At 40.2% G+C, this 25,767-nt stretch carries 23 protein-coding genes; all 23 read right to left on the bottom strand.

The genetic code is table 11. The features are described 5' to 3' along the window. Window positions 1–16 precede the first annotated feature (16 nt). Window positions 17–250: a YlzJ-like family protein gene (locus tag AA980_RS02875; RefSeq protein ID WP_024030618.1), complete on the bottom strand. Its 234-nt coding sequence runs from the start codon at window positions 248–250 to the stop codon at window positions 17–19. After that, window positions 247–918, bottom strand: a complete 672-nt coding sequence (locus tag AA980_RS02870) for a ClpP family protease (protein WP_235815188.1) — start codon at window positions 916–918, stop codon at window positions 247–249. Before AA980_RS02870 ends, AA980_RS02875 begins: the two co-directional genes overlap by 4 nt. Window positions 919–1,106: 188 nt before the next feature. Continuing rightward, window positions 1,107–2,774 carry a ribonuclease J gene (locus AA980_RS02865; protein ID WP_024030616.1) on the bottom strand — a complete coding sequence of 556 codons (1,668 nt, stop codon included), beginning with the start codon at window positions 2,772–2,774 and terminating at the stop codon, window positions 1,107–1,109. A gap of 302 nt (window positions 2,775–3,076) precedes the next feature. Next, on the bottom strand, window positions 3,077–3,949 hold the full coding sequence (gene dapA, locus AA980_RS02860; RefSeq protein WP_024026790.1) for a 4-hydroxy-tetrahydrodipicolinate synthase: 873 nt from the start codon (window positions 3,947–3,949) through the stop codon (window positions 3,077–3,079). 92 nt (window positions 3,950–4,041) lie between these two features. Next, a complete protein-coding gene (gene dapG / locus AA980_RS02855; protein ID WP_024026791.1) occupies window positions 4,042–5,286 on the bottom strand; it encodes an aspartate kinase in 1,245 nt (414 codons plus the stop codon). A 35-nt stretch (window positions 5,287–5,321) separates the two neighbouring features. Continuing rightward, window positions 5,322–6,371 (bottom strand): aspartate-semialdehyde dehydrogenase, encoded by a 1,050-nt coding sequence (gene asd, locus AA980_RS02850; protein ID WP_024026792.1) that lies wholly within the window; start codon window positions 6,369–6,371, stop codon window positions 5,322–5,324. Between the two features lie 198 nt (window positions 6,372–6,569). After that, window positions 6,570–7,169 carry a dipicolinate synthase subunit B gene (dpaB, locus tag AA980_RS02845; protein ID WP_024026793.1) on the bottom strand — a complete coding sequence of 200 codons (600 nt, stop codon included), beginning with the start codon at window positions 7,167–7,169 and terminating at the stop codon, window positions 6,570–6,572. Next, window positions 7,166–8,068 carry a dipicolinic acid synthetase subunit A gene (gene dpaA, locus AA980_RS02840; protein WP_024026794.1) on the bottom strand — a complete coding sequence of 301 codons (903 nt, stop codon included), beginning with the start codon at window positions 8,066–8,068 and terminating at the stop codon, window positions 7,166–7,168. The genes dpaB and dpaA overlap by 4 nt, the downstream gene beginning before the upstream one ends. Window positions 8,069–8,255: 187 nt before the next feature. Continuing rightward, window positions 8,256–8,498: a YlmC/YmxH family sporulation protein gene (locus AA980_RS02835; protein WP_024026795.1), complete on the bottom strand. Its 243-nt coding sequence runs from the start codon at window positions 8,496–8,498 to the stop codon at window positions 8,256–8,258. Between the two features lie 99 nt (window positions 8,499–8,597). Further along, entirely contained in the window at window positions 8,598–9,836 is a 1,239-nt protein-coding gene (locus tag AA980_RS02830) for a M16 family metallopeptidase (protein WP_024026796.1), read from the bottom strand. 102 nt (window positions 9,837–9,938) lie between these two features. Continuing rightward, on the bottom strand, window positions 9,939–10,886 hold the full coding sequence (locus AA980_RS02825) for a polysaccharide deacetylase family protein (RefSeq protein ID WP_024026797.1): 948 nt from the start codon (window positions 10,884–10,886) through the stop codon (window positions 9,939–9,941). 112 nt (window positions 10,887–10,998) lie between these two features. Then, on the bottom strand, window positions 10,999–13,116 hold the full coding sequence (gene pnp, locus AA980_RS02820) for a polyribonucleotide nucleotidyltransferase (RefSeq protein WP_024026798.1): 2,118 nt from the start codon (window positions 13,114–13,116) through the stop codon (window positions 10,999–11,001). A 346-nt stretch (window positions 13,117–13,462) separates the two neighbouring features. After that, a complete protein-coding gene (gene rpsO / locus AA980_RS02815; protein WP_024026799.1) occupies window positions 13,463–13,732 on the bottom strand; it encodes a 30S ribosomal protein S15 in 270 nt (89 codons plus the stop codon). Window positions 13,733–13,902: 170 nt separating this feature from the next. After that, the gene (gene ribF / locus AA980_RS02810; protein WP_024026800.1) at window positions 13,903–14,853 is read right to left on the bottom strand and encodes a bifunctional riboflavin kinase/FAD synthetase; all 951 of its coding nucleotides are present in this window, start codon (window positions 14,851–14,853) and stop codon (window positions 13,903–13,905) included. 32 nt (window positions 14,854–14,885) lie between these two features. Beyond that, window positions 14,886–15,806, bottom strand: coding sequence for a tRNA pseudouridine(55) synthase TruB (gene truB, locus AA980_RS02805; RefSeq protein WP_024026801.1), 921 nt, complete (start codon window positions 15,804–15,806; stop codon window positions 14,886–14,888). Between the two features lie 71 nt (window positions 15,807–15,877). Then, on the bottom strand, window positions 15,878–16,252 hold the full coding sequence (rbfA, locus tag AA980_RS02800) for a 30S ribosome-binding factor RbfA (RefSeq protein ID WP_024026802.1): 375 nt from the start codon (window positions 16,250–16,252) through the stop codon (window positions 15,878–15,880). 17 nt (window positions 16,253–16,269) lie between these two features. After that, window positions 16,270–16,551 carry a DUF503 domain-containing protein gene (locus tag AA980_RS02795; RefSeq protein WP_024026803.1) on the bottom strand — a complete coding sequence of 94 codons (282 nt, stop codon included), beginning with the start codon at window positions 16,549–16,551 and terminating at the stop codon, window positions 16,270–16,272. Next, window positions 16,548–18,926, bottom strand: a complete 2,379-nt coding sequence (infB, locus tag AA980_RS02790; protein ID WP_024026804.1) for a translation initiation factor IF-2 — start codon at window positions 18,924–18,926, stop codon at window positions 16,548–16,550. Before infB ends, AA980_RS02795 begins: the two co-directional genes overlap by 4 nt. A 19-nt stretch (window positions 18,927–18,945) precedes the next feature. Next, window positions 18,946–19,248 (bottom strand): YlxQ family RNA-binding protein, encoded by a 303-nt coding sequence (locus tag AA980_RS02785; RefSeq protein ID WP_024026805.1) that lies wholly within the window; start codon window positions 19,246–19,248, stop codon window positions 18,946–18,948. An 8-nt stretch (window positions 19,249–19,256) separates the two neighbouring features. Then, the gene (gene rnpM / locus AA980_RS02780) at window positions 19,257–19,529 is read right to left on the bottom strand and encodes an RNase P modulator RnpM (RefSeq protein ID WP_024026806.1); all 273 of its coding nucleotides are present in this window, start codon (window positions 19,527–19,529) and stop codon (window positions 19,257–19,259) included. 16 nt (window positions 19,530–19,545) lie between these two features. Next, on the bottom strand, window positions 19,546–20,667 hold the full coding sequence (gene nusA, locus AA980_RS02775) for a transcription termination factor NusA (RefSeq protein ID WP_024026807.1): 1,122 nt from the start codon (window positions 20,665–20,667) through the stop codon (window positions 19,546–19,548). Window positions 20,668–20,702: 35 nt separating this feature from the next. Beyond that, a complete protein-coding gene (gene rimP, locus AA980_RS02770; RefSeq protein WP_024026808.1) occupies window positions 20,703–21,173 on the bottom strand; it encodes a ribosome maturation factor RimP in 471 nt (156 codons plus the stop codon). 231 nt (window positions 21,174–21,404) lie between these two features. Beyond that, on the bottom strand, window positions 21,405–25,745 hold the full coding sequence (locus AA980_RS02765; RefSeq protein ID WP_034723170.1) for a PolC-type DNA polymerase III: 4,341 nt from the start codon (window positions 25,743–25,745) through the stop codon (window positions 21,405–21,407). Between the last annotated feature and the right edge of the window lie 22 nt (window positions 25,746–25,767).

Raw genomic sequence — 25,767 nt, 5'->3', positions numbered from 1 at the left:
ATACCATACTCTATTACTACAATGCGGACAATCCTTCCTGGTTCACGGAAATTTTTGCCCCAGGGCAAATCCGTTCGTCCAAAAAATGCTGGGGGTCGCTGCTTAGAATGCGGACAACCTGAACATTTTGCTGGTCAGCAGCATCTACCAATAGCGGTATCCCCTGAAAGGTAATCATCTGTTGTTTATTCATCATGTCAGCTTCATATGGAAATATTAGCTCATTCGGCATCATCGTATATAAAATCACTGAATCAGCCCCTCATTCTTTCCTTTTTGCAAATCAATCATTTCATTTAACTTCTTCATTGCCTGTCCAAGACCGCCGACATCATCTATTAATCCATATTTCACGGCATCCACACCAATAACATTCGTGCCGATATCCCTTGTTAAATTCCCTTTTGCAAACATTAAATCTTTAAACGTCTCTTCGGTTATTTTTGAATGCTTCGTAACAAAATTGACTACCCGCTCCTGCATTTTATCCAAATATTCAAATGTTGCCGGGACGCCAATCACAAGACCTGTTAAACGAATCGGATGAATGGTCATGGTAGCCGTTTCAGCAATATATGAATAGTCACAGGATACAGCAATTGGTACACCAATTGAATGCCCGCCGCCTAATACAATTGAAACAGTCGGTTTTGAAAGTGTCGCAAGCATTTCGGAAATCGCTAGACCCGCTTCCACATCGCCGCCAACGGTATTCAAAATAATCAAAACTCCTTCAATCTTGGGGTTTTGTTCAATCGCTACAAGCTGAGGAATTATATGTTCATATTTTGTTGTTTTATTTTGCGGCGGCAGGGCTAAATGTCCTTCAATTTGCCCAATAATCGTTAAACAATGAATTTTTGAATCCTGTGAAAGTTGTGGCACATTTGTTTGCCCAAGCTGCTGAATTTTTTCCATTAAGGCAGAAGGAGCCTTTTCTTCTTTCTGCGGCTCTCCGCCTTCTTGGTTATCAGTATCATTTTTTTGAATATCTTTATTCATCCTAATACTCCCTTCAAGCATGATATATTTTAGTATTTACCTATGATATGATTTCATGCTTGAAAGATTAAAAGGTACTGAAGCAGCGCCCCAGTACCTTATCTTTACACTTCCATAATAATCGGAAGGATCATTGGTCTTCTTTTTGTTTTTTCATATAAGTATCGGTATAAGTCATCTCTTATTTCTTGCTTTAAGCTTGCCCATTCAAATGAACCTTTTGCAGTAACTTTCTCGACAATATCCCGGACTAATTTTGTCGAATCCTCCATCAATTTTTCCGATTCGCGAACATAGACAAATCCTCTTGAAATGATTTCAGGGCCTGCAGCAATTTTCTTATCTTGCTTTGTTAAGGTTACAACCACGATGAGAATACCGTCTTGAGATAAAAGTCTACGGTCCCGTAATACGATGTTCCCAACATCACCTACACCAATCCCATCGATGAGGACATTACCGGAGGGAACTTTTCCAGTAATAGACATTGTTCCTTCCTTCCATTCCAAGACATCACCTCGGTCAGGGATAAAAATCTGTTCGTCTGTCAGTCCACAGTCGATGGCCACTTTTCTATGGGCCATTAACATCCGATATTCTCCATGTACAGGAATGAAAAATTTCGGTTTCATTAAATTAATCATAAACTTTAACTCTTCCTGGCTGCCATGGCTCGATACATGAATCGTTCGCTTACCAGAAATCACATTAGCTCCTGCCCTAAACAGCAGATCAATTGTTTTGAATAGAAATACCTCGCTTCCCCTAAGTGGCGAAGCAGCGATTAAAACGGTATCCCCCGTTTGGATATTTAAAAGTTTATGTGTTTGCTTAGCCATTTTCTGCAACGCCTCAATTGGCTCACCTTGGCTGCCAGTCATTAAAATGACAATTTCACGTTCCTGATATTCCTTTAGCTCACTAATCGAGATTATTAAATCTTCCGGAACTTCTAAGTATCCCAAATCAAAGGCAATATGGTAAATTCGTTCAAGACGCTTCCCAACAACGGCAACTTTCCGTCCATTCTCCCTAGCCGCATTAAAAATATGCTGGACTCGGTTGATATCTGATGCAAAACAAGCTGCAATGATCCTGCCAGGTGCATTATAAAAAGCATTCGACATTTCTCGTTCTACAATCGCTTCAGATGCTGTATAGCCCGGTTTTTCAGCTTCGGTACTATCAGACAATAAACATAAAACCCCTTGGTCACCGATGGCTGCCATTTTTCCAATTTCCGGTTTATAAAGCTTGGTTGCCGCCTGATCAAATTTAAAGTCGCCAGTATAAACGATTATTCCTTCAGAAGTGTGGATGCAAATTCCCACTGAATCAGGAATACTATGATTTGTTCGAAAAAAGCTTACATTTACAGAATCAAATTCTACAATCGAATCGGAATCCACTTCAATGAAATTTGCCTTCCTATTAAAGTTCTGCTCCTTTAGCTTTGCACTTGCTAGCGCAAGTGTTAATTTCGTCCCATAGACAGGCACATCAACATGGCTTAAAACAAAGGAAAGCGCACCAATATGGTCTTCATGTCCGTGTGATAAAAAAATAGCCTTTATCCGTTCCTTATTGTCTTTTAAATAAGTAATATCAGGAATAACCATATCGATGCCAAGCATTTCTTCCTCGGGGAACATTAAGCCCGCATCAATGATAAATATGTCCTTATCCACTTCTACAAGGTACATATTCTTTCCGATTTCTCCTATACCACCAAGTGAAATGACCTTAATGGAATTATTTTTTTTCTGTATCAATTTCTATATCCTCCTATGCTGTTGTTCAATATGAATTGAACTTTGAACTTTGAAAATTGTCTAGCTCCAGCGCCTAGGGGCTCGAGGTCACAAGCCAATCCGACCAAAAGGTTAAAAAACAACCTTTCGGCCGGCTCGTCTTGTGCTTGTCGCCCCTGAACAAGGCGCTTCCGCTTTTCTGTACCCGACCGAAATCAGTTATGATTATTATACTTGATTTCAGAAAACCTTTACAACTTAATTAGCTATATTAACCAGCAGGAAAAAAGTAAGAGCCAACCTTTTTGGCTGGCTCTTACTTTTTATTTCTTATTTAATATCGAAATTAAGGCTGCTCGCTCTTGTTCGGTTAAGCCCACAAGCGGCAGTCTTACTGAGCCAACATCCATTCCCGCTACCTGCAGCGCAGTCTTAACAGGAGCAGGACTTGGAGCAGCAAATAATCCCTGCATAATCGGAAGCAAATGTTGATGTAATTGAGCTGCCTTGCGGTTCTCGCCATCAAAAAATGCTTTAATCATTTCCTGCATCTCATTTCCAATGACATGTGAAGCAACTGAGACTATTCCCACTCCGCCAATTGACAGAACGGGAATTGTTAAGCCATCATCACCACTATATAAAACAAAATCGTCATCCGTATTAGCAATTATATGCGTCATTGCATTTAAATCCCCGCTTGCTTCCTTTACAGCAACAATATTTGCTATCTTTGAAAGACGAATTACAGTCTCTGGAAGGATATTTACTGCCGCCCTTCCCGGAATATTATAAACCATTAGCGGAAGTGTAGTAGCTTCAGCGACTGCTTTGAAATGCTGAAATAACCCCTCTTGATTTGGCTTATTATAATAGGGAGCGACTGCCATAATCGCATCCACACCAAGCTGCTCTGCTTTTTTAGTCAATTCAATCGAGGCATAAGTATTATTGCTTCCCGTACCAGCAATCACTGGAATTCTCTTATTAACAACTTTTACAATATGATCAAATAATGCCAGCTTTTCTTCCTTCGATAATGTTGGGGATTCTCCGGTAGTCCCGGCAACTACTAAAGAATCTGTTCCATTTTCAATTAAATAATTTACTAATTGAGTGGTCTTTGCAAAGTCAATATGCCCTTTTCTATCAAAAGGGGTAACCATTGCCGTAGATACTCGCCCGAAATGAACCATTTTTTCCTACTCCTTTCGATACAGATGGTCAGCCCCATCAGCCAATGTATCTCTTTATTTCTTTTCGCGAATGGTCACTTTTTGTATAACCATTAGAGATCTGTAAAATTGTATTCAAATACTTCCTCTTCTAATTGAAACGCATCATGCAGGGCATTGACGGATTTAACTAGGTCATCCTGCTTTACCAGCACCCAGATAGTTGTATGGCTGTCCGCCGATTGTAAAATACGAATTCCTTTGTCGGAAAGGGCGGTAACGATTTTCGAGGTTACTCCTGGCACACCTGCAATCCCTGCTCCTACAACAGAAACCTTCGCACAATGGCGTTCAATAACGGGGTCATGCCCCAATTCATTTAAGACTTGGATAGCACTGTCCGTCATTTCTTCCGTGACTGTATAAATAACACCGTTTGGTGAAATATTGATAAAATCTACACTGATTTTTTCATTAGCCATCGCCTTAAACACTTCAGACTGCAAATAGTATTGATCTTTTTTCGCAAAAACCTTTATTTGGGTGACATTTGAAACATGAGCAATCCCTGTTACAACTCGTTCCCTGATATCACTGCCGCGATTATTCCTATTTAATGTTGTTACTAATGTGCCAAGGGCATCGGAATAAGTGGAGCGAATGCGAATCGGCACTTTTGCCTGCATCGCAATTTCTACTGCCCTTGGGTGAATGACCTTTGCACCCTGATAGGCCATATTGCAAACTTCTGTATAAGTGACAACAGGAAGCGGACGGGCATTTTCAGCAATGCGCGGATCTGCAGTCATGATTCCTTCGACATCGGTATAAATATCAATCCACTCGGCGTTAAGGGCCGCACCTAGGGCTGCGGCTGAGGTATCACTGCCGCCGCGGCCAATCGTCGTAATGTCACCATTTTTTGCCGCACCTTGAAAACCGGCAACAATAACTACGTCATTATTCTCTAATTCCCTTAGAAGCCTGTCACATTTCATTTCGTTGATTTTTGCATTTGTATGGTCGTTATTGGTCCTAAAACCTGCTTGAGCTCCCGTTAAAGCCACTGCCTTTATACCGCTCTCCACTAGCATATTCGAAAAAACGACACTAGAAATAACCTCGCCGCAAGACAATAACAAATCATGTTCTCGTTTTGAGATTTTACTTGAATTCCCGCCGATTAATGATAATAAGGTATCGGTTGCATAAGGGTCTCCCTTTCTCCCCATTGCGGAAACAACCACAACAACTTTATAACCGTCTGATAATGCCTTTTTAATATGACCTTCTGCATGTTTCCTGCTCTTCTCATCTTTGACAGATGTACCGCCAAATTTTTGGACAATAATTTTCATGGTGACACCAAAACCTACCTTTGTTGGTTGTATCTTTATTTAACCAAACCTAATTTAACCAAACTTTCGGCAATTTGAACTGAATTCCATGCTGCTCCTTTAAGTAGGTTGTCGGAAACTACCCACATATGGAACCCGCGGTCTTCATCGATGTCTTTCCTAATCCGTCCCACAAAGACATCGTTTTTTCCAACGCAATTTGCCGGCATTGGATATACTTGATTTTCCGGATCATCCTGTAAAATAATTCCTGGAGCATCCAGTAATAATGCTTTGATATCATTCGCACTTACGTCTTCTGCTTCAATTTCGAAATAAACAGATTCTGAATGCCCAACTGCAATTGGAAGACGGACACACGTTGCCGAAACCTGTAATTCCGGCATGTTCATAATTTTCTTTGTTTCATTTATCATTTTCATTTCTTCAAATGTATAACCGTTTTCTTCGAACTTATCAATTTGTGGAATTGCATTAAATGCAATTTGGTAATGATTGTTATCAGATTTCACCGGTAAAAGCTTTGGTTCAAATGTTTCTTTATTAAGAATAGACTTTGTCTGTTCCATTAATTCTTCTACTGCTGCAGCCCCGGCACCTGAAACCGCCTGATAAGTTGATACAATAACCTTTTTTAACCCATATTTCTGACGAACAGGTTCTAAGGCTACAACCATTTGAATCGTTGAGCAGTTTGGGTTAGCAATAATTCCATTATGGTGAAGCAAGTCCGCTTCGTTTACCTCCGGAACAACCAATGGTTTATCCTCATCCATTCTAAATGCGCTAGTGTTGTCCACGACGATGGCACCACGTTTTACCGCTTCATGAGCAAGTTCCTTTGATACACTTCCACCGGCACTGAATAACGCAATTTCGACTCCTTCAAAGCTCTCAGGCTTCGCTTCTCGAATCGTATATTCCTGACCATTAACATTCACTCTTTTCCCTGCCGACCGGGCTGAGGATAAAAGAGTAAGTTCTTTTATTGGGAAATTTTCATTAATTAGTGTTTGTATCATTTGTTGTCCTACTGCTCCTGTTGCTCCAACAACCGCAACATGATAACCATCTTGCTTACTCATGACATGTTCTCCCTTCAATCTTCCACGTGTATAATTTCTGGTCATTTTTATTATTGAATATGTCACCAGCGGGAGTTATCCCCCCACTGATGAATAGTTAATTTATTTTAACATATTCCTTTTCAGAAATAACCTTTTTTAATGAAAATGGGCGGAACAGCATGAAACACCTTATTCATTTTGAAAGAATAGGGAGAATTAGTCACTGTCTTTATACCTTTCGACTAGTACGGGCTGAATCTGTCGGCCTTCAATTGCTGCTTCCACAGTTTCAGATAACAGCGTCATCCTCGCAACCATTGAATTTGGTTTTTTCACCGGATCATCCTGACCATAAGGAATAAAATAGATATATTTCGTTGCCATTAACCTCATTAAATTTACACCATTTAAACCAAGTGCATCATTCGTTGAAATTCCAAGCACGACTGGCTTTAAATTTCTAAGAGTAGCTTTGGCAGCCATTAAGACGGGACTGTCGTTCATCGCATTAGCAAATTTACTCATTGAAACACCTGTTAAAGGAGCAATTACCATACAATCAAGCGGGATTTTCGGTCCTAAAGGCTCTGCCTTGACTATGGAATCAATCACCTTATGTCCTGTTAAATCCTCAATCCTCTCAATCCAATCTTCCCCTTTACCAAAACGGGTTTCTGTATTTTTAACTGTAAAAGTTACAACTGGCATTACCTCTGCGCCGGCCTGAACTAATTTTTCAATTTCCGGAAATACAGCATCATACGTACAGTGTGAGCCAGTTAGGCCAAAGCCAATCCTTTTACCCTTTAAACTCATTTTACTTTCCCCTTTCGCCTACTTAAATCATCTTGAAGCAGTTGGGATAAAACATTTGCCAGGATTTGACCGGCTGTTTTTGGAGCCACAATTCCAGGGAGACCAGGGGCAAGCAAGGCCTTTATTCCCCTTTTTTCCGCATATCTAAAATCAGTACCGCCTGGTTTGGAAGCCAGGTCAATAATAAGTGAGTGGGCAGGCAGTTTGGAAATGACTGTTGCCGTAACAATTAAATGCGGAGCCGTATTAATTAAAATATCGGTATCCTTTATTTCATTCACTAAATCATTTAAATGGAAGGGAGTGAGCCCCATTTCCGTGATTCTTGCCAAATGTTCACTTTTCCTAGCCCCTACCTTTACCTTTGCCCCTAGTGCTGCAAAGGTTCGGGCCACACTCATCCCCACTCTTCCTAAGCCTAGTACGGCAATATTTGAGCCGTGGATCGTGAAATCGGTATGCTGTATGGCCATCATAATCGTTCCTTCTACAGTTGGAATAGAATTATAGATGGCAACATCATCCCGCTCGAATAATTGGATTAAAGGCCGTTTGCTCATTTTTGTAATTCCATTTAAATATGAATTACTAATCCCTGAATAAATCGTACAATGTTCAGGCGTTTTCTCCAGCATATCGCCTGTAATAATTACCTTTTCATTTGAAAAAATTGTTTCTACCTGGCCTTCCAAATCTGTACCTGGCACAGGTAAAATAAGAGCATCCATATTTAAAAAATTTACTTCATCCAACTTTTCCTTGACTGCACCGGTGAAGGCGTGGTCAAGCTGTTCAAAACCAATCAGCGATATTCTCGCATCTAATTCGGTTAACTTGCGGATAATTTCCAGCTGTCTGGCATCCCCGCCAATCACGGCTATTTGCATCCCTGTCAGCATGAAAACATTCACCTTCTTTTTTAAAAATCCAACTAGGAATTCTTTTAATTGTTTAGCTCCTGCTTTTCTTCTTATCACTCCACCATCTTATGTAAGGACGCTTCAATCGGTGAGTTTTCCACCATGGGTAAAATTAAAAAAGCCCAAGCAAATGATGTTTTGCTTGCGCCTTTTTTAATTCATATAGTTAATCTTCTTCTGGTACATCTATGATGATCATATCAGCACCTATTTTCTTTATATGATGCCATGGTACTCTGATTTCCTCGCCTTGCTTTCGAAAGCCAAACCACTTTAATGAAGGAATTAGCAGCGCTTGTATTTGACCAGTTCCTTCATTAATTTCTAAGTCAGTCGATCCTAGCACCCCCAATCGCTCGGCTCTTTTTACATCGACTATTTCTTTACCGCTTAATTCACTGAGCCTCATCCAAAAGCCTCCCTCTACATCCCTTTCTACTAGTTTATAGAAGGAAGTCCAAATTTAGACTAAAGAAAAAACAGTTCGGAATGCGAACTGTTTTCTTATTTACGATAATTTATTTGGAAATTCACCATCTGGACTGATCAAAGTCACTGAATATTTGTCTGTAAAGACGGCTCTTGCCATGTCGTCTACACTTTTCTTCGTAACGACATCAATCTGCTCGATAATTTCATCGAGGGAACGGTGGCGTCGTAATAAAAGTTCGTTTTTGCCATTACGGCTCATTCGGCTATTTGTGCTTTCTAAACTTAACATCAAGCTGCCTTTAAGCTGTTCTTTACTATTATTTAATTCTTTTTCGGTAATCCCATTTTGCTTTAATTTCTCAAGTGTTTCTTGAATTGTATCGAATAAAACATCTAGCTGTTTCGCACCAGTTCCGCCATAGACAGTGACAATCCCACTATCCTGATAGGCAGAATGGTAAGAGAACACGGAGTAAGCTAAGCCCCTTTGTTCACGTACCTCTTGGAATAGTCTCGAGCTCATACTGCCGCCCAAAATATTATTAAGCGTAATTAAACTATAGATGTCCTCATGTCCAACCTTTAGACCCTCAAAGCCAATACATAAATGAGCTTGCTCCGTTTCCTTTTTTCTTGAAATTCGATTGGAATGAAAAACGGGAACATTTTCAACGTTTTCCTTTGAGCCGCCCTGATAGCTCCCAAAATATTTTTCAACTTCCTGAATAAATGCATCAGATACATTACCTGCGATGGAAATAACCACATTTTCAGGTGTGTATCTTTCATGGATATATTCTCTTAGTGTGCCACCAGTAAATGTGTTAAGTGTTTCTTCCGTCCCAAGAATTGGATATCCAAGCGGATGATTTTCATATACGGCTCTGCTTAGTAAATCATGGACGATATCATCCGGTGTATCTTCATACATTTTTATTTCTTCTAAAACAACGTTTTTCTCCTTTTTTAATTCCTCCTCAACAAAAGTGGAATTAAAAAACATATCTGCTAACACATCTAAGGCAAATTGAGAATGTGTATCAAGAACCTTGGCATAATAGCATGTATATTCCTTTGAGGTAAAGGCATTCACTTGACCGCCAATGCTATCAAAGGATTCAGCAATGTCCTTTGCAGAACGCGTGGTCGTTCCTTTAAAAAACATATGCTCTAGGAAATGGGAAATCCCATTGTTTTGTGGATTCTCATCTCTAGAACCAGTTCCAATCCATACACCAATGGCAACGGAACGTACGGTAGGAATATTTTCTAATACAATTCTTACTCCATTTTGGCAAGTATATTTATTAATCATCGACTTCCTCCTGTCTATACACAGCAGATGCTACTACTCCAATTATTTATTATACTTTCTAGAAGTTATTTTCTCCAATTTTAAGAGTTTTCTTGCTTAAATTTATTTTTGTATTCTTTCCTCGTTCATTAATTCTGAGACCGTACCAATCTTTAAATTCCTTTGCTCGATTAATGTAATTAATTTATCGAGTGAATTTGCTGTTGATTCTGTGGGATGCATCAGCACCATTGACCCGTTATCAATTTTTGACATCACGCGATTAATCAGGACTTCGGGAGATGGCTTTTTCCAGTCCACTGTATCCACTGTCCACATTACAGTTAACATATTTAGTTCATCAGCTACTTTAATCGTCTCATCCCGATAGCTGCCGCTTGGCGGAGCGAACCAAACACATTTCACACCAGTCGCTGCTTCAATGATTTCATTCGTTTTCGTTATTTGCTCCCGAGCCAATGGTGCTGTCAACCGCTTCATATCCGGATGTGAATAAGAATGATTTCCTACCTCATGTCCAGCACTGACAATCATTTTTGCTAGCTCTGGATTTTGTTTAACCCAATTCCCCTCTAGAAAAAAACTAGCGCTTACATGATGCCTCTTTAGGGTTGCAAGCATTTCCGATAAATATTCATTTCCCCAAGCAACATTAATAATGAAGGATACCATAGGTTTTTCAGGATGCCCTTTATAAATTGGGGAAGGTGGCAAATCTTGCAGATGCACCTGTGGTTTTGTTTGGGTAAATACCAGTTTCTTTTCGTCAAAAATGCCTTTACTCTTCATATTTTTATAAGAAGCTGTAAGATCCACTTTGAGTCCGTTATATCCGGGAATGGCCTTCCAAACCCTATCGATTTTCGCATCAGAAGGTGGTATTTCGTATGTAGAAGCATGTTTAACGATACTTTGATATAGAGAATCTGACTGCTTTATTGTCGGGACTTCTGATTGCTTTATTGAAGCAACATACTTGTTCACAATTGGATTGTTAACTAATATCCATGCAGCCAAACCTATTACTAAAAGAATCCAAGCCTTTTTCATCTGCCTTTCCCCCTTCCATACACTTTATGTATGGAAGGGACAAGGTAGAACAGAAAACCGCAGCGCTTGAGGACGCTTTAATATGAAAAAAAGTCAGGGTGTGTGCCCTGACTTACTGCTTTTCTTCAGCCTTTTCGCGCTGTTCCTTCAAAACTGCTTTCCGTGATAGGTTTACACGGCCTTGTTTATCAATTTCAGTTACTTTAACTAAGAATTGATCGCCAATTTTAACAACATCTTCCACTTTTCCTACCCGCTCTTCCGCAAGTTCCGAAATATGGACGAGTCCGTCTTTTCCGGCAAAAATTTCAACAAAGGCACCAAATTTTTCAATACGCTTTACCTTGCCGAGATACATTTCTCCGACTTGAACTTCACGAACAATATCTTCAATGATTTTCTTCGCTTTTTGATTCATCTCTTGGTTAGTCGAGGCAATAAAAACAGTACCATCTTGCTCGATATCAATCTTAACGCCGGTTTCTTCGATAATCTTATTGATTTGTTTTCCGCTCGGTCCAATGACATCACGGATTTTATCAGGGTTGATTGTCATCGTTAAGATTTTCGGTGCGAACTGAGAAAGCTCTGATCTTGGTTCCGTAATTGTAGCAAGCATTGAATCCAAAATATGCATTCTTCCCAGTTTAGCTTGCTGCAGGGCCTCTTCTAAAATATCGCGGGAAAGACCTTCGATTTTAATATCCATTTGCAGTGCTGTAACACCTTTAGCAGTTCCGGCAACTTTAAAATCCATGTCTCCTAGATGGTCTTCCATCCCTTGAATATCAGATAATACCGTATAGTGCTCGCCAGATTTCACAAGACCCATGGCAATACCAGCGACAGGTGCTTTAATTGGCACACCTGCATCCATCATCGCCAATGTACTTGCACAAATACTTGCCTGAGAAGTGGAACCATTGGATTCTAGAACCTCAGAAACAAGGCGGATCGTATATGGAAAATCCTTTTCAGATGGAATAATCGGTTCAAGGGCACGTTCACCCAAGGCACCATGGCCAATTTCACGGCGGCCCGGTCCGCGGATTGGACCTGTTTCCCCTACACTGAATTGAGGGAAGTTGTAATGATGCATGAAGCGTTTCTCTTCTTCAATTCCTAAACCATCAAGAATCTGTACATCACCCATTGCTCCAAGTGTACAAATACTTAAAGCCTGTGTTTGTCCACGCGTAAATAACCCTGACCCGTGGGTACGAGGTAATATACTTACTTGCGACGATAATGGTCGGATTTCATCAATTTTACGTCCATCTGGACGGATTTTTTCAACCGTAATTAAGCGGCGGACTTCACCTTTAACCATCTTGTCCAAAATTTGTTTGACTTGTTTCAAATCTTCAGCTGTTGCTTCTTGTTCTTCATACTTAGCCAAAACTTGGTTTTTAACTTCTTTAATGGCATCCTCACGAGCATGCTTTTCTTGAACCTGAATAGCACTGATCATTTCTGATTCACACATACCTCTTACTTCAGCTTCGAGCTCTGCATCTAATTCATACAATGTAATCTGTCTTTTTTCTTTGCCAACTTCGGCAACAATTTTTTCTTGGAATTCAATTAGTTGTTTAATTTCATTGTGACCAAACATAATTGCTTCAAGCATGATTTCCTCGGGAACCTCTAAAGCCCCTGCTTCAACCATATTAATTGCATCTTTTGTACCAGCAACTGTTAAGTGAATGTCACTCTGTTCTGCCTGTTCAACTGTTGGGTTAACAACAAATTCCCCATTAATACGTCCGACAATAACACCAGCAATTGGTCCCTCAAACGGAATATCTGAAGTACTTAGTGCCAATGATGACCCGAACATTGCAGCCATTTCAGTCGAACAATCCTGATCCACACTCATCACAATGCTTATTACTTGAACATCATTACGAAATCCATCTGCAAAAAGCGGGCGGATAGGACGATCGATAAGGCGGCTGGCAAGAATAGCCTTTTCACTTGGGCGACCTTCTCGTTTAATAAACCCTCCAGGAATCTTACCAACAGCATACAACCGTTCTTCATAGTTAACTGTTAATGGGAAGAAATCCAAGTTTTTAGGTTCTTTAGAAGCTGTTGCGGTACTTAATACGGCCGTATCACCATAGCGAACCAATACTGCACCGTTTGCCTGCTTTGCCAATTGACCGATTTCGACGGTTAACTTGCGCCCCGCCCAATTCATCGAATATTCATGTTTCATTTGTTCCATAATTTTACCCCTCTCCATCTAAATCACTTAGGAGGATGATGCGAAATATGACTATTCCGCTGTACTCATCTTACTAAAGATAGCTTATATTAAAAAAGCATGAAAGCTTATTGTATAAATTCAAATTACTACTAGTATGCACATAATTGCTCTGACTTAAAATATGTATAAAAATTTTCTGTTTAGCGGAAGTGTCAAGCCCCTCGAGGGCAAATAACCTCTCCCATATGAAGTCAAGGTACGGACTTCATATGGGAGAAAACATTTGCTTGTCGGGGCCGAACAAGGCGCTTCCGCAATTCTTTTTAACCTAATAAAAAAGCGGGAAAACTCCCGCTTCTGTAGACTAACGACGTAGACCAAGCTTATTAATTAACACACGGTAACGTTGAACGTCTTTATTACGTAGGAAAGTCAACAGATTACGACGTTTACCAACCATTTTCAAAAGGCCGCGGCGTGAGTGGTGATCTTTCTTGTGTGTACGTAAGTGCTCGTTCAAATTGTTAATTGATTCAGTAAGGACAGCGATTTGAACTTCTGCAGATCCAGTGTCGCTCTCATGAGTTTTGTACTCATTGATAAGTTCATTTTTACGTTCTTGAGTGATTGCCATCCGGATTCACCTCCTAGTTTTTCTATCCCCAGTTACCGAGCAAGCGTCGGTGACTCGACTTGCCAAGCAAAGGTTGTTTTTAATACGTAGTTAAGAATACATTGTTTTACGTCAAAAAGCAAGTAAAAACCTCATTATCTTGTAAGAAATACTTCATTACCTTAGCAAAATTAGAACGGTTGTCGATTTCGGTCAAAGTAATCTAACGCATTTTGTTTATCTTTTTCTATTTGAGTTACCAGTTCTTCAATCCCTGAAAATTTTTGTTCTTTCCGTAAAAATAAATGCCATTCAATAACAACTTCATATCCATAAATCTCGCGATTAAAGTCAAACAGATGTATTTCAACTGATAGCTTTACCGCTTCCTTATTAAATGTTGGTTTGTATCCAACATTACAAACACCCACATGCCATTCATTATCTACTTTCATTCTTACCGCATAAACACCGGTAGGCGGAACAATATATGCCTCATTTAAGCCAATGTTTGCCGTTGGAAAACCAATTGTCCGGCCCCGTTTATCTCCATGAATGACCGTGCCTGCCGTCGTATAAAACTTACCAAGAAGCGGTGGAAGCTCCGCTGTTTTTCCTTCATTTAAGAGATTGCGAATTCTCGTTGAACTAACCTTTTCGTTATCGTGCGCAAATTTTGCTACTACTGTGTGAGAAAATTGATTTCTTGAATGGAATGGCAAAGTTTCCATTGTTCCTTTACCCATTCGTCCATATGTAAAATCAAATCCGGCGACAACATGGTGAACATTAAGGGCAATGATAAATTGATCAATAAACTCCTGCGGAAGCAGATTGGCAAATTCTCCGGTGAAATGGACAATAAATAGATAATCAATACCTAAGCTATTGATTATGTTAATCTTTTCCTCTAATGGAGTTATATACTGTACATGTTTCCGGCCTTTTCCTAACACAACCGATGGATGAGGGTCAAATGTCATGACAGCACTGTGAAATCCCGCTTTTTCCGCTAGCCGTTTGGCTTCAAGGATTACCTGCCTATGACCGCGATGAACTCCATCAAAATAGCCAAGTGCCATTACTAGTGGCGGAAATTCGTTACTTATGTTAGTTGGAAAACTTAGTCTTATTATTTCCAAATGAAACTCACCTTTTCTTTTGCGGTAACCTTTTATTCTATCTCGTTTCTTAATACCTTAACTGGTTTAAGCAAACCTAGCTTGTTGGGATGTTTTGCATATATCGCCAATGCCAGGCCATCTTTAGTTTCTGCAATAATAGGTCCGTTACTAGTGTTAAACTGTTCTGGTATTGGCAATAGTGCACCATTTTTCACTTTCTCTGCTACTTTATCATTAATCAGTAATTTCGGCAAATGAGAAAGTGCTGCTTCTAATGGTTGGAGCACGCTAGAGATCGTACCAGATTCCATATGTTTTTCTATTTCTTCAAATGTCAAGCAGTCCTCCAAAGAAAAGTGAGCAGATTGAACTCGTTGCAAATATGACATATGAGCGGGAAAACCAAGAAGCTCACCAATCATGACCGCTAATGTACGAATATAAGTTCCTTTACTGCAATTTACCCTGAAGCGAAATGTTAGGACCTCCCCTTGAAATTGTTCCCTGTCATCGAGCAACTCGATTGAATAAATGGTTACTTTCCTTGTAGGGCGTTCCACTTCGATTCCTTTTCGAGCATATTCATAGAGTCTTACTCCCCCAACTTTCACTGCCGAAAACATTGGTGGGGTTTGTTCAATATCTCCTGTGAGCGATTGCAGCACCTCTAGGATTTCTTTTCTGGAAAAAATCCGGTCAACAGCCTTTCTTTCAACTTCTTCACCTGAAGCATCTTCTGTAGTTGTCGAAAAGCCAACCGTCACTTCTCCTACATAAGCTTTGCCCGCATCCGTTATGTATTCCGCCACTTTTGTTGCCTTCCCAATACAAATAGGAAGAACTCCGGTTACATCAGGATCAAGTGTACCTGTATGACCTACTTTTTTTGTTTTTAATATCTTCCTTAACTTAAAGACACAATCATGCGATGTTAACCCAGCAGGCTTAAATAATGGTAAAATTCCTTCCAAGATTAACTCTCCTATCTAAATATTATCGAAAAAAATGGATAGACCTTTGTCTATCCATTCCCTTTAAAATGTTACTCTTCTTCATTCGTACCCATTGGTTTATCATCATCTGTATGCAGTTGATGGAGCAGCGTCTCAATCCGATTACCATAATCGATTGATTCATCCCATTCAAAGATGATTTCAGGTGTTTTACGAAGGCGAATACGCTGACCAATTTCTGTCCGGATAAAACCTTTTGCCTTGGCCAGACCTTTTAAAGTATTTTCCCGTTGCTCTTCATCACCTAATACAGAAATATAAACCTTTGCTTGTTGTAAATCTCCAGTTACTTCAACATCGGTAACCGTCACAAATCCAATCCGCGGATCTTTGATTTTGCGACTGATGATGTCACCTAGTTCTTTTTTCATTTGTTCTCCAACACGATTTGCTCTGTGGCTCATCATATTCACCTCTTAACTTAAAGCCAATCCATCTCGGTGATCGTTCTTTCTATTTCCGGAAACGAGTCGATAAATTTTAACGCATTTTGCAGCTCCTGCTCTGTCGAGACTCTTGAGGAAGTGACTGCTGCGATGGCAATCTTTGTCCGCTGCCATACATCTTGATAGTCAACTTCAGACACGGATACGTTAAACTTCTGCTTCAATCGTGTAAGGATTCGCTGCAAAACGGCTCGTTTCTCTTTTAACGAATGGGCATCGTAAATGATACATTCACAAACGGCAGCGCCGATGATCATTTACGTTCAATTTCTTCCATTACGTATGCTTCAATGATGTCTCCTTCTTTAACATCATTAAAGTTTTTAATGGTGATACCACATTCATAGCCTTGTGCGACTTCTTTTGCATCGTCTTTGAATCGTTTTAAGGCATCGATTTGTCCTTCAAAGATGACAACTCCGTTACGAATTAGACGAATGCCGCTGTCACGGGTAATTTTACCATCCGTCACATACGAGCCAGCAATCGTACCAACCTTCGATACTTTAAATGTCTGGCGAACCTCAGCTTGACCGATGATTTTTTCTTGGAATTCAGGGTCAAGCATTCCTTTCATCGCCGCTTCAATCTCTTCGATAACTTTATAAATGATCCTGTGCAGACGTACATCCACTTTCTCAGCATCTGCAGCACGTTTCGCGTTGGCATCTGGGCGAACATTAAATCCGATAACGATGGCATTTGAAGCCGCCGCAAGACTAATATCCGACTCATTAATCGCACCTGCACCACTGTGGATAATTTTGATGTTGACACCTTGAACGTCGATTTTTTGTAATGAAGCAGCTACGGCTTCTGCAGAACCTTGAACATCTGCTTTAAGGATGATGTTTAAGTCCTTCATTTCACCTTGCTTCAATTGATCAAACAGCGTTTCTAAGCTTACAATCGATTTTTCCCCGCGATGGGCAGCCAATGCCTGCTGGGAGCGCGCTTCCCCAACTTGTCGAGCTGTCTTTTCGTCATCAAACACAACGAAGCGGTCTCCAGCCTGCGGCACATCACTTAATCCAGTAATTTCAACTGGCGTTGATGGGCCTGCTTCTTTAACTCGGCGGCCTTTATCATTCACCATCGCACGAACACGGCCATGTGTATGACCAACAACAATCGGATCACCAATTTTTAGTGTACCGTTTTGTACGAGCAAAGTAGCAACTGAACCGCGGCCCTTATCCAACTGGGCTTCAATAACTGTTCCAACAGCTTTTCTATTTGGATTTGCTTTATATTCTTCTACTTCACTGACAAGAAGAATCATTTCTAAAAGATTATCAATTCCATCGCCGTTTTTTGCAGAAATTGGGACAAAGATTGTATCTCCTCCCCATGCTTCAGAAACTAAACCATGTTCTGTAAGTTCCTGCATAACACGATCAGCATTTGCGGCCTCTTTATCCATTTTATTTACAGCAACAATAATTGGAACCTCAGCTGCTTTTGCATGGTTAATGGCTTCTACAGTTTGCGGCATTACACCGTCATCTGCAGCTACAACAAGAATGGTAATATCGGTAATTTTAGCACCGCGTTGACGCATGGTTGTGAAAGCAGCGTGTCCTGGTGTATCAAGGAAGGTGATTTTCTTACCATTTTCAACTACTTGATAGGCACCGATATGCTGGGTTATTCCACCAGCTTCTCCTTCAGTTACCTTTGTGTTACGAATCGAATCAAGCAATGTTGTTTTACCGTGGTCAACATGCCCCATAATGGTAACAACAGAAGGTCTTTCTACTAAGTTTTCCGCACTATCATCCGTAAAATACACTTCTAGGTCGGTTGTATCGATTTTAATTTCTTCCTCGACCTCGACCCCGTATTCGCCGGCGATTAACTCAATTGCATCTTTATCTAACACCTGGTTAATTGTAGCCATTACACCTAGCAAGAAGAGCTTTTTGATGATTTCTGATGGTTCACGGTAGATTTTTTTCGCTAGCTCTGCCACCGTTAGCGATTCACTAAAGGTAATTTTAGCTGGAAGTTCTCTCTCTTTTTTCTTTTGCGGAGCTGCTTGCTGAACTGGTGTATGGTTTTTCTTTTTATTATTATGATTATTACGATTTTGGTTGTTATGGTTATTATAAGGTTTGCTCTTTGCTTTGCCTGAATTGAAGACTTTATTTTCTTTTGATTGGTTTTCTTGGTTTTGCTTTTTACCTTCTGCCGTTTTTTGAGGAGAGGCCACCTTCACCTTGCTAGGAGCAGAATTTTTGTCTGCAGCTTCCTCAAATGCTTTAGGTGATTTTGACTGCACTTGCGACTTTTGTCCCGTTTGGGCCGGTCTTTGATTTTGACGATTTTGCTGCTGGGCAGGACGATTGCTTGAGCGTTTTTGCTGTCCGCTTTCCTGCTTTTGCTGCGTATTATTTACCGGCTTTTGCTGTGTATTATTTACAGACTTTTGCTGTGTATTATTTACAGACTTTTGCTGCGTTGCATTGGTTGCCTTTTTATTGTAGGCGGCATCAAGTTTCTTGATGTCTGCATCTTCTATTGTTGCCATATGATTGGAAACCTCTATATTCATTTCTTTTAATTTTGTAATGATATCTTTACTTGAAATATTGTGTTTTTTTGCGTATTCATAAACACGGATTTTACTCATATTTTCACCCCCGCTAGATTTAATCGAGCAACGTTATCAATTTTTTTGCAAATCCATCATCCATAACAGCTACAACAACGCGGGCTTCCTTGCCAATTGCTTGACCAAGAAGATGACGGTCCTCAACCATTTTAAATGGAACTTCATAGGAATTACATTTATCAGTAATTTTTTTTGTCGTATTCGCAGATGCATCTGCGGATAATAATACGAGCTTTGCTTTGCCGCTTCTGATTTCTTTGACGGTTAATTCCTCACCCGTTGTGATTTTACGCGCTCGATTGGCCAAGCCAAGTAATGACATCCATTGTTTTTGATTCATGTGGATGGTCAGTTCTCCTTCTCTATTAACTCAAGTAGTTCTTCATAGATAGAATCATTAATTGAAACCTCTAAATGATTAGACAAGGTGTTTTTTTTCTTGGCTAGTAAGACAGCTTCTTTGTCCTTTGAAAGGTATGCACCTCTACCGGATTTTTTTCCAGTCAAATCGATGGATACGTCTCCTTCTTTAGAGCGAACGATGCGAACGAGTTCTTTTTTCGGTTTCATTTCACCGGTAGCCACACATTTGCGCATTGGAACTTTTTTTCTAGAGTTCACACGTCTCACCTCAACCTTAATCTATATCTTCTTCGAAATCGAAATCAGTATCAACCTGATCATCAAAAAGCCTGATTGGTTCTTCACGCGGGTAAATTCCCATTTCACGCGCTTCTGTTTCTGATTTGATATCAATTTTCCAGCCTGTTAATTTTGCGGCAAGCCGGGCATTTTGCCCCCGTTTACCAATTGCTAGGGAAAGCTGATAATCCGGCACTACAACCGTCGTTGCTTTTTCGTTTTCACTCACCATAACATCTAAAACCTTCGATGGACTTAGTGAATTAGCGACAAAGACAACTGGATCATCAGACCACTTAACGATATCGATTTTTTCACCCTTTAATTCATTTACAACTGCTTGAACCCTTGTACCCTTAGGTCCCACACATGAACCAACCGGATCAACTTCTTGATTGTCCGAGTGTACAGAAATCTTCGAGCGATCCCCGGCTTCACGGGCAACTGATTTAATTTCCACTGTTCCGTCATAAATCTCTGGGACCTCAATTTCAAATAAACGTTTCAGAAGTCCTGGATGTGTCCGAGAAACGAATATTTGCGGACCTTTGGTTGTTTTTTCAACTTTTGTTAAAAACACCTTGATTCGGTCGTGGGGCTTATATCGTTCATTTGGCATTTGTTCATTTACAGGAAGTAATGCCTCGATTTTACCAAGGCTGACATAAATAAATTTAGAATCCAGCCGTTGAACAATACCGGTCATTATATCTTCTTCACGATCGATAAATTCTGAATAAATGATTCCTCGTTCAGCTTCTCTAACTCGCTGTGTAACTACCTGTTTAGCAGTTTGGGCTGCGATTCTGCCGAAATCCTTTGGAGTAACCTCTATTTCAACAACATCTTCAACCTGGTAGTTTGGATTAATTTGTCTTGCATCCTCTAAAGAGATTTCCAGACGTGGATCAAAAACCTGATCGACAACCTCTTTTCGCGCAAAAACTCGCATCGATCCTGTTTGTAAATTAATATCGATTCGAACATTCTGAGCTTGATTGAAATTACGGCGATATGCCGATACAAGTGCTGCCTCAATCGCTTCAATTAAAATCGCTCTGGAAATACCTTTTTCTCTTTCCAGTATTGTAAGAGCATCTAATAATTCGCTGCTCATTTGCTTGTATCCCCCTAATCCTATTCAATTTTTCTTTAAGAAAAAATAACTGCTAGTCGAGCATTTGCCACTTTTTCATATGGAATTTCTATAGACTTCTTACGGGTCTTGATTTTGACCTCAATTTTCAATACTTGACCATTAAATTCCAACAATGTCCCTTCGAAGCCTTTTTCACCATCAATTGGCTCATAGGTTTTGATAAACACATTTTTGCCAATTGCCATTTGAAAATCTTTATCTTTTTTTAATGGGCGCTCTGCTCCAGGTGAGGACACTTCAAGAAAATAATTATGAGGAATTGGATCGATTTCATCAAGTATTTCGCTGAGCCGCTCACTGACTACTCCGCAATCCTCAATGTCAACACCGTTTTCTTTATCAATATATACGCGAAGAAACCAGCTTTTTCCTTCTTTTACATACTCAACATCCACTAATTCCAAACCAAGCTCTTGAAAAATTGGTGCAGCAAGCTCTTCTACAACTTCCGTTACTTTGCTCATGACTACCTCCTTATCCGATAATTCACCCCATATTGTATGTAGTTCACGGAAAGTTTTATCAAGTAATACTATAAAAACATTAGTAAACAAGACGAAAGAGTGGGTTTCCCCACTCTTAGACACGAGAGTATTTCTTAGTATTTCCAATTAGACTATACCATAACCAACATTTTTATGCAAACCATAACCAAAGCAGAGCGCCTTGTTCAAGGGCGGTTGATGGAGAGTGTTTTAGAAAAGGGAAAGCTGGTTTTGTTCTGGCAGGGATTTAAGGCATCCTTGTTTGTCCAAATATTCAAGAATGGTCTTGGATACCTTCCCTCTCTGCTGCAGGTCTTCTTTTGATAAAAATTCTCCATCTCCCCTTGCCTTTACAATGTTAAAGGCAGCATTGGTTCCAAGCCCCGGAATAGAATTAAAGGGTGGGATTAACGAATTTCCTTCAATGATAAATTCTGATGCAGCTGATTTGTATAAGTCGTAATTTTGGAAGGTAAACCCTCTTTCAGTCATCTCAAGTGCCAATTCTAAAACTGTTAGTAAGTTTTTCTCTTTATTTGACGTTTCTAATCCCTTTGCGTTAATTTCTTCTATTTTTGCGCGAATCGCTTCTGAACCGCGTGACATCGCTTCGATGTCAAAATCCTCGGCGCGGACTGTAAAATATGCAGCGTAATAAAGTAGCGGCAGATGGACTTTAAAATAGGCAATTCGTACTGCCATTAACACATAGGCAGCCGCATGCGCCTTAGGGAACATATACTTAATCTTTTTACAAGAATCAATATACCATTCCGGAACTTCATTTTTCCTCATTTCCGCTTCCATTTCATCACTTAAGCCTTTTCCTTTACGGACTGATTCCATAATTTTAAAGGCAAACGAAGGCTCTAGTCCTTGATAAATAAGGTACACCATAATGTCGTCCCGACAGCCGATTACTTCGCTCAAGTTACATATTTGATTATGAATTAATTCTTGGGCATTTCCCAGCCATACATCTGTACCATGTGAAAGTCCTGAGATTTGAACGAGTTCTGAAAATGTTGTTGGTTTAGTATCCTCAAGCATTTGTCTTACGAATCGTGTTCCAAACTCAGGGATCCCAAGAGTACCAGTTTTACACATGATTTGCTGTTCTGTCACACCTAAGGATTCAGTACCGCTGAAGATTTTCATCACTTCAGGATCATCCGTTGGAATTGTTTTCGGATCCATTCCACTTAAATCCTGAAGCATCCTAATAACCGTCGGGTCGTCGTGACCGAGAATATCAAGCTTTAACACGTTATCATGGATGGAATGGAAATCAAAATGTGTTGTCTTCCATTCAGATGTTCGATCATCTGCCGGAAATTGAATCGGTGAAAAATCATAAACATCCATATAATCAGGAATAACAATGATGCCGCCAGGATGCTGCCCCGTCGTTCTTTTCACCCCTGTACAGCCGGACGCAAGCCGGTCCACTTCTGCACCGCGTATTTGAAGATTATTATCCTGTTGGTAGGCCTTTACATATCCATAAGCTGTTTTATCGGCCACCGTTCCAATTGTACCGGCACGGAACACATTATCCTCACCAAACAGGACCTTTGTATAGTTATGGGCACGCGGCTGATACTCACCCGAGAAATTTAAATCGATATCCGGGACCTTATCCCCTTTAAAACCAAGGAATGTTTCAAAGGGAATATCATGCCCGTCTTTCGTGTATTTGGAGCCGCATTCGGGGCAGTTTTTATCTGGCAAATCAAATCCAGATCCAACAGACCCATCATTAAAGAACTCTGAGTGCTTACATTCAGGGCAAACATAATGCGGCGGCAATGGATTAACTTCCGTTATTTCTGTCATGGTGGCAACAAGGGAGGAACCGACAGATCCCCTTGAACCTACAAGGTAACCATCATCCAAGGATTTTTTTACAAGTTTGTGTGAAATCAAATAAATAACGGCAAACCCATGTCCAATGATACTTTTCAGTTCTTTTTCCAGGCGTGCCTCGACAATTTCCGGAAGTGTTTCACCATAAATTTTTCGTGCCATTGCGTAACTCATTTCACGCATTTCTTCATCGGCACCTTCAATTCTTGGTGTATATAAATCGTCTTTAATTGGTTTAATGTCATCAATCATGTCGGCGATTTTATTTGTGTTAATGACGACAATTTCCTTTGCCTTTTCCTTGCCCAAAAACGAAAAGGCATCAAGCATCTCATTAGTTGTCCTAAAGTGGACATCAGGAAGCTTATGGCGGTTCAGCGGGTTGGCGCCGCCTTGCGAGTTAATTAATATTTTCCGATAAATTTTATCATTTTCATTTAAATAATGGACATTTCCCGATGCGGCGACAGGAATGCCTAATTTATCGCCTAGGTTTACAATCTTAGTAATAATATCTTCCATTGCCTTTTCATCGCGGACCAATTCCATTTCAATCAACGGAGCATTAACTTCCTTCGGCATGACCTCGATATAATCATAAAATCGTGCTGCTGCTTCAACTTCTTCTGGAGATTTTTGCATCATTCCTTCAAAAACTTCGCCCTTGCTGCAGCCGGAGCCTACAAGGATGCCTTCTCTGTATTTTTGAAGAACAGATCTCGGAATTCTCGGCACTCTGTAAAAATACTGTATATGAGAAATCGAAACTAGTTTAAATAAGTTCTTTAATCCAGCCTCAGTTTGCGCTATAAGTGTGCAATGAAATGGTCGGGCACGTTGATAGGCATTCCCTTTTCCCATGTTATTGTTAAACTCATCATGGTATTGGATTCCTTTTTCAAGTGCGTCTTTAAGCATTTTTAACAGTAAGTACCCTGTTGCCTCAGCATCATAAATTGCTCGGTGATGTTGGGTTAGGTCAATATCAAACTTCTTAGTCAGTGTGTTTAAGCGATGGTTTTTCATTTCAGGATAAAGAAACCGGCCCAGCTCTAGTGTATCAATAACCGGGTTAGCGGCCTTTTCTAATCCAATTTTTTTATAGCCAACATTTAAGAAGCCCATATCGAAAGAGGCGTTATGAGCAACAAGGATTGCATCCCCCGCCCATTCATAAAATCTCCTGAGGACTTCTTCCACTTCCGGGGCAGTTTGCACCATATCATCTGTAATCCCGGTAAGGTTTATGGTCGTTGCCGATAAACGGTGGTGCGGGTTAGCAAATGACTCAAACCGATCAATGATGTCCCCATCCTTCACCTTAACGGCTGCAAGTTCGATAATCGTATCATATACAGCAGAAAGACCTGTTGTTTCAACGTCAAAAACTACAAATGTATCTTCTGCTAGTAAACGGTTTGCGTCATTATAAGCGATTGGTACGCCATCATCGACCAAATTCACTTCCACCCCATAAAGAATTTTAATATCGTTTTTCTTTCCGGCATTGTATGCCTCTGGAAATGATTGGGCACCGGCGTGGTCTGTCACGGCAATCGCTTTATGGCCCCATTTTTTTGCTTGGGCAATAAGTGTACTTACAGGTGTCACAGCATCCATTTGACTCATTGGTGTATGCAGATGGAGTTCCACACGTTTTTCACCATCCGGTGCAGTATCCTTCCGCTGAGCAGGTTTAATTTCATTTATGTCATTTCCAATCATCACAAGGTCACGAACGAAGGTATCGTTCTGAATGCTCCCCCGAACCTTAACCCACATCCCCTTTTTAACAAGCTGAAAAAGGGCTGCATCCTCTTTATCTCTCGAAAACATTTTCACCATAATCGAGCTGGTATAGTCGGTAATTTTGAAGGTAAGCAGTGACCGCCCGCTCCGGAGCTCGCGAATCTCGGCATCAAAGATATAGCCTTCAACCGCTATTCTTCTTTCTTCATCAACAATATCTATGAGACTGCGGAATTCACTATTATCCTTAATAGTGAGACCAATCGTAAGCGGGCCTTTAGGAACATCTCCAGATGACTGATCCTTTTCAGCCTCTTTCTTTTGTAATTCAGCCAATGCTTGAAGGCCTCGTTCTTGGTCTTCCTTTTGCTTGGCAAGTAAGAATTGCTGATATTCTTCATTTTTTTCTTCGTTATTTATTTCCGTCTCAATCGATAAATTAGGAAATCCGAAAGATTGGTAAATATTAGTGATGGTCCCGCCATATTTCCGCTTTATTGCTTGACCCTCGGTATCATTTCGGACAGTGACAGTAAGCTTATTCCCATTCACATCGGGGTGTTGTTCATTTAGCAGCTTTAATAGCGGTGGAGCAATACCATCAATTTGCTGAATACAATAACTCCAATATTCATGAATTAGTTCTGGTGACATTGTTTGATCAGATACTTGAATACTATATGAAATTGTTGCGATATTCGAAAATGTTCTCTCTAACTGAGTCATAAACCGAAGATATACATTGTAGGGAAGGATTTTTTCAAATAAAAATTGAAAATGCCATTTCCTTGCTTTCTTTTCAACTAAAAGTCTTTCTATTTGCGCGTTGTTGAAATGGACTACAATCGCATCCTCAACCAATTGCAGCTGTTGGAGCAAGAGTTGAAATCGCTCTTTATTCCCTAAGGTTAGATCGCTCAAGCGTCTCTCTCCCATCTATTAAAAGATCACTTATTTT

It is taken from the genome of Neobacillus vireti (genome assembly GCF_001026695.1).
GTDB classification, from domain to species: Bacteria; Bacillota; Bacilli; order Bacillales; family Cytobacillaceae; genus Neobacillus; species Neobacillus vireti.
Note: the sequence above shows the minus strand (reverse complement) of the source record. Positions and strands in the feature narration are given on the sequence as shown.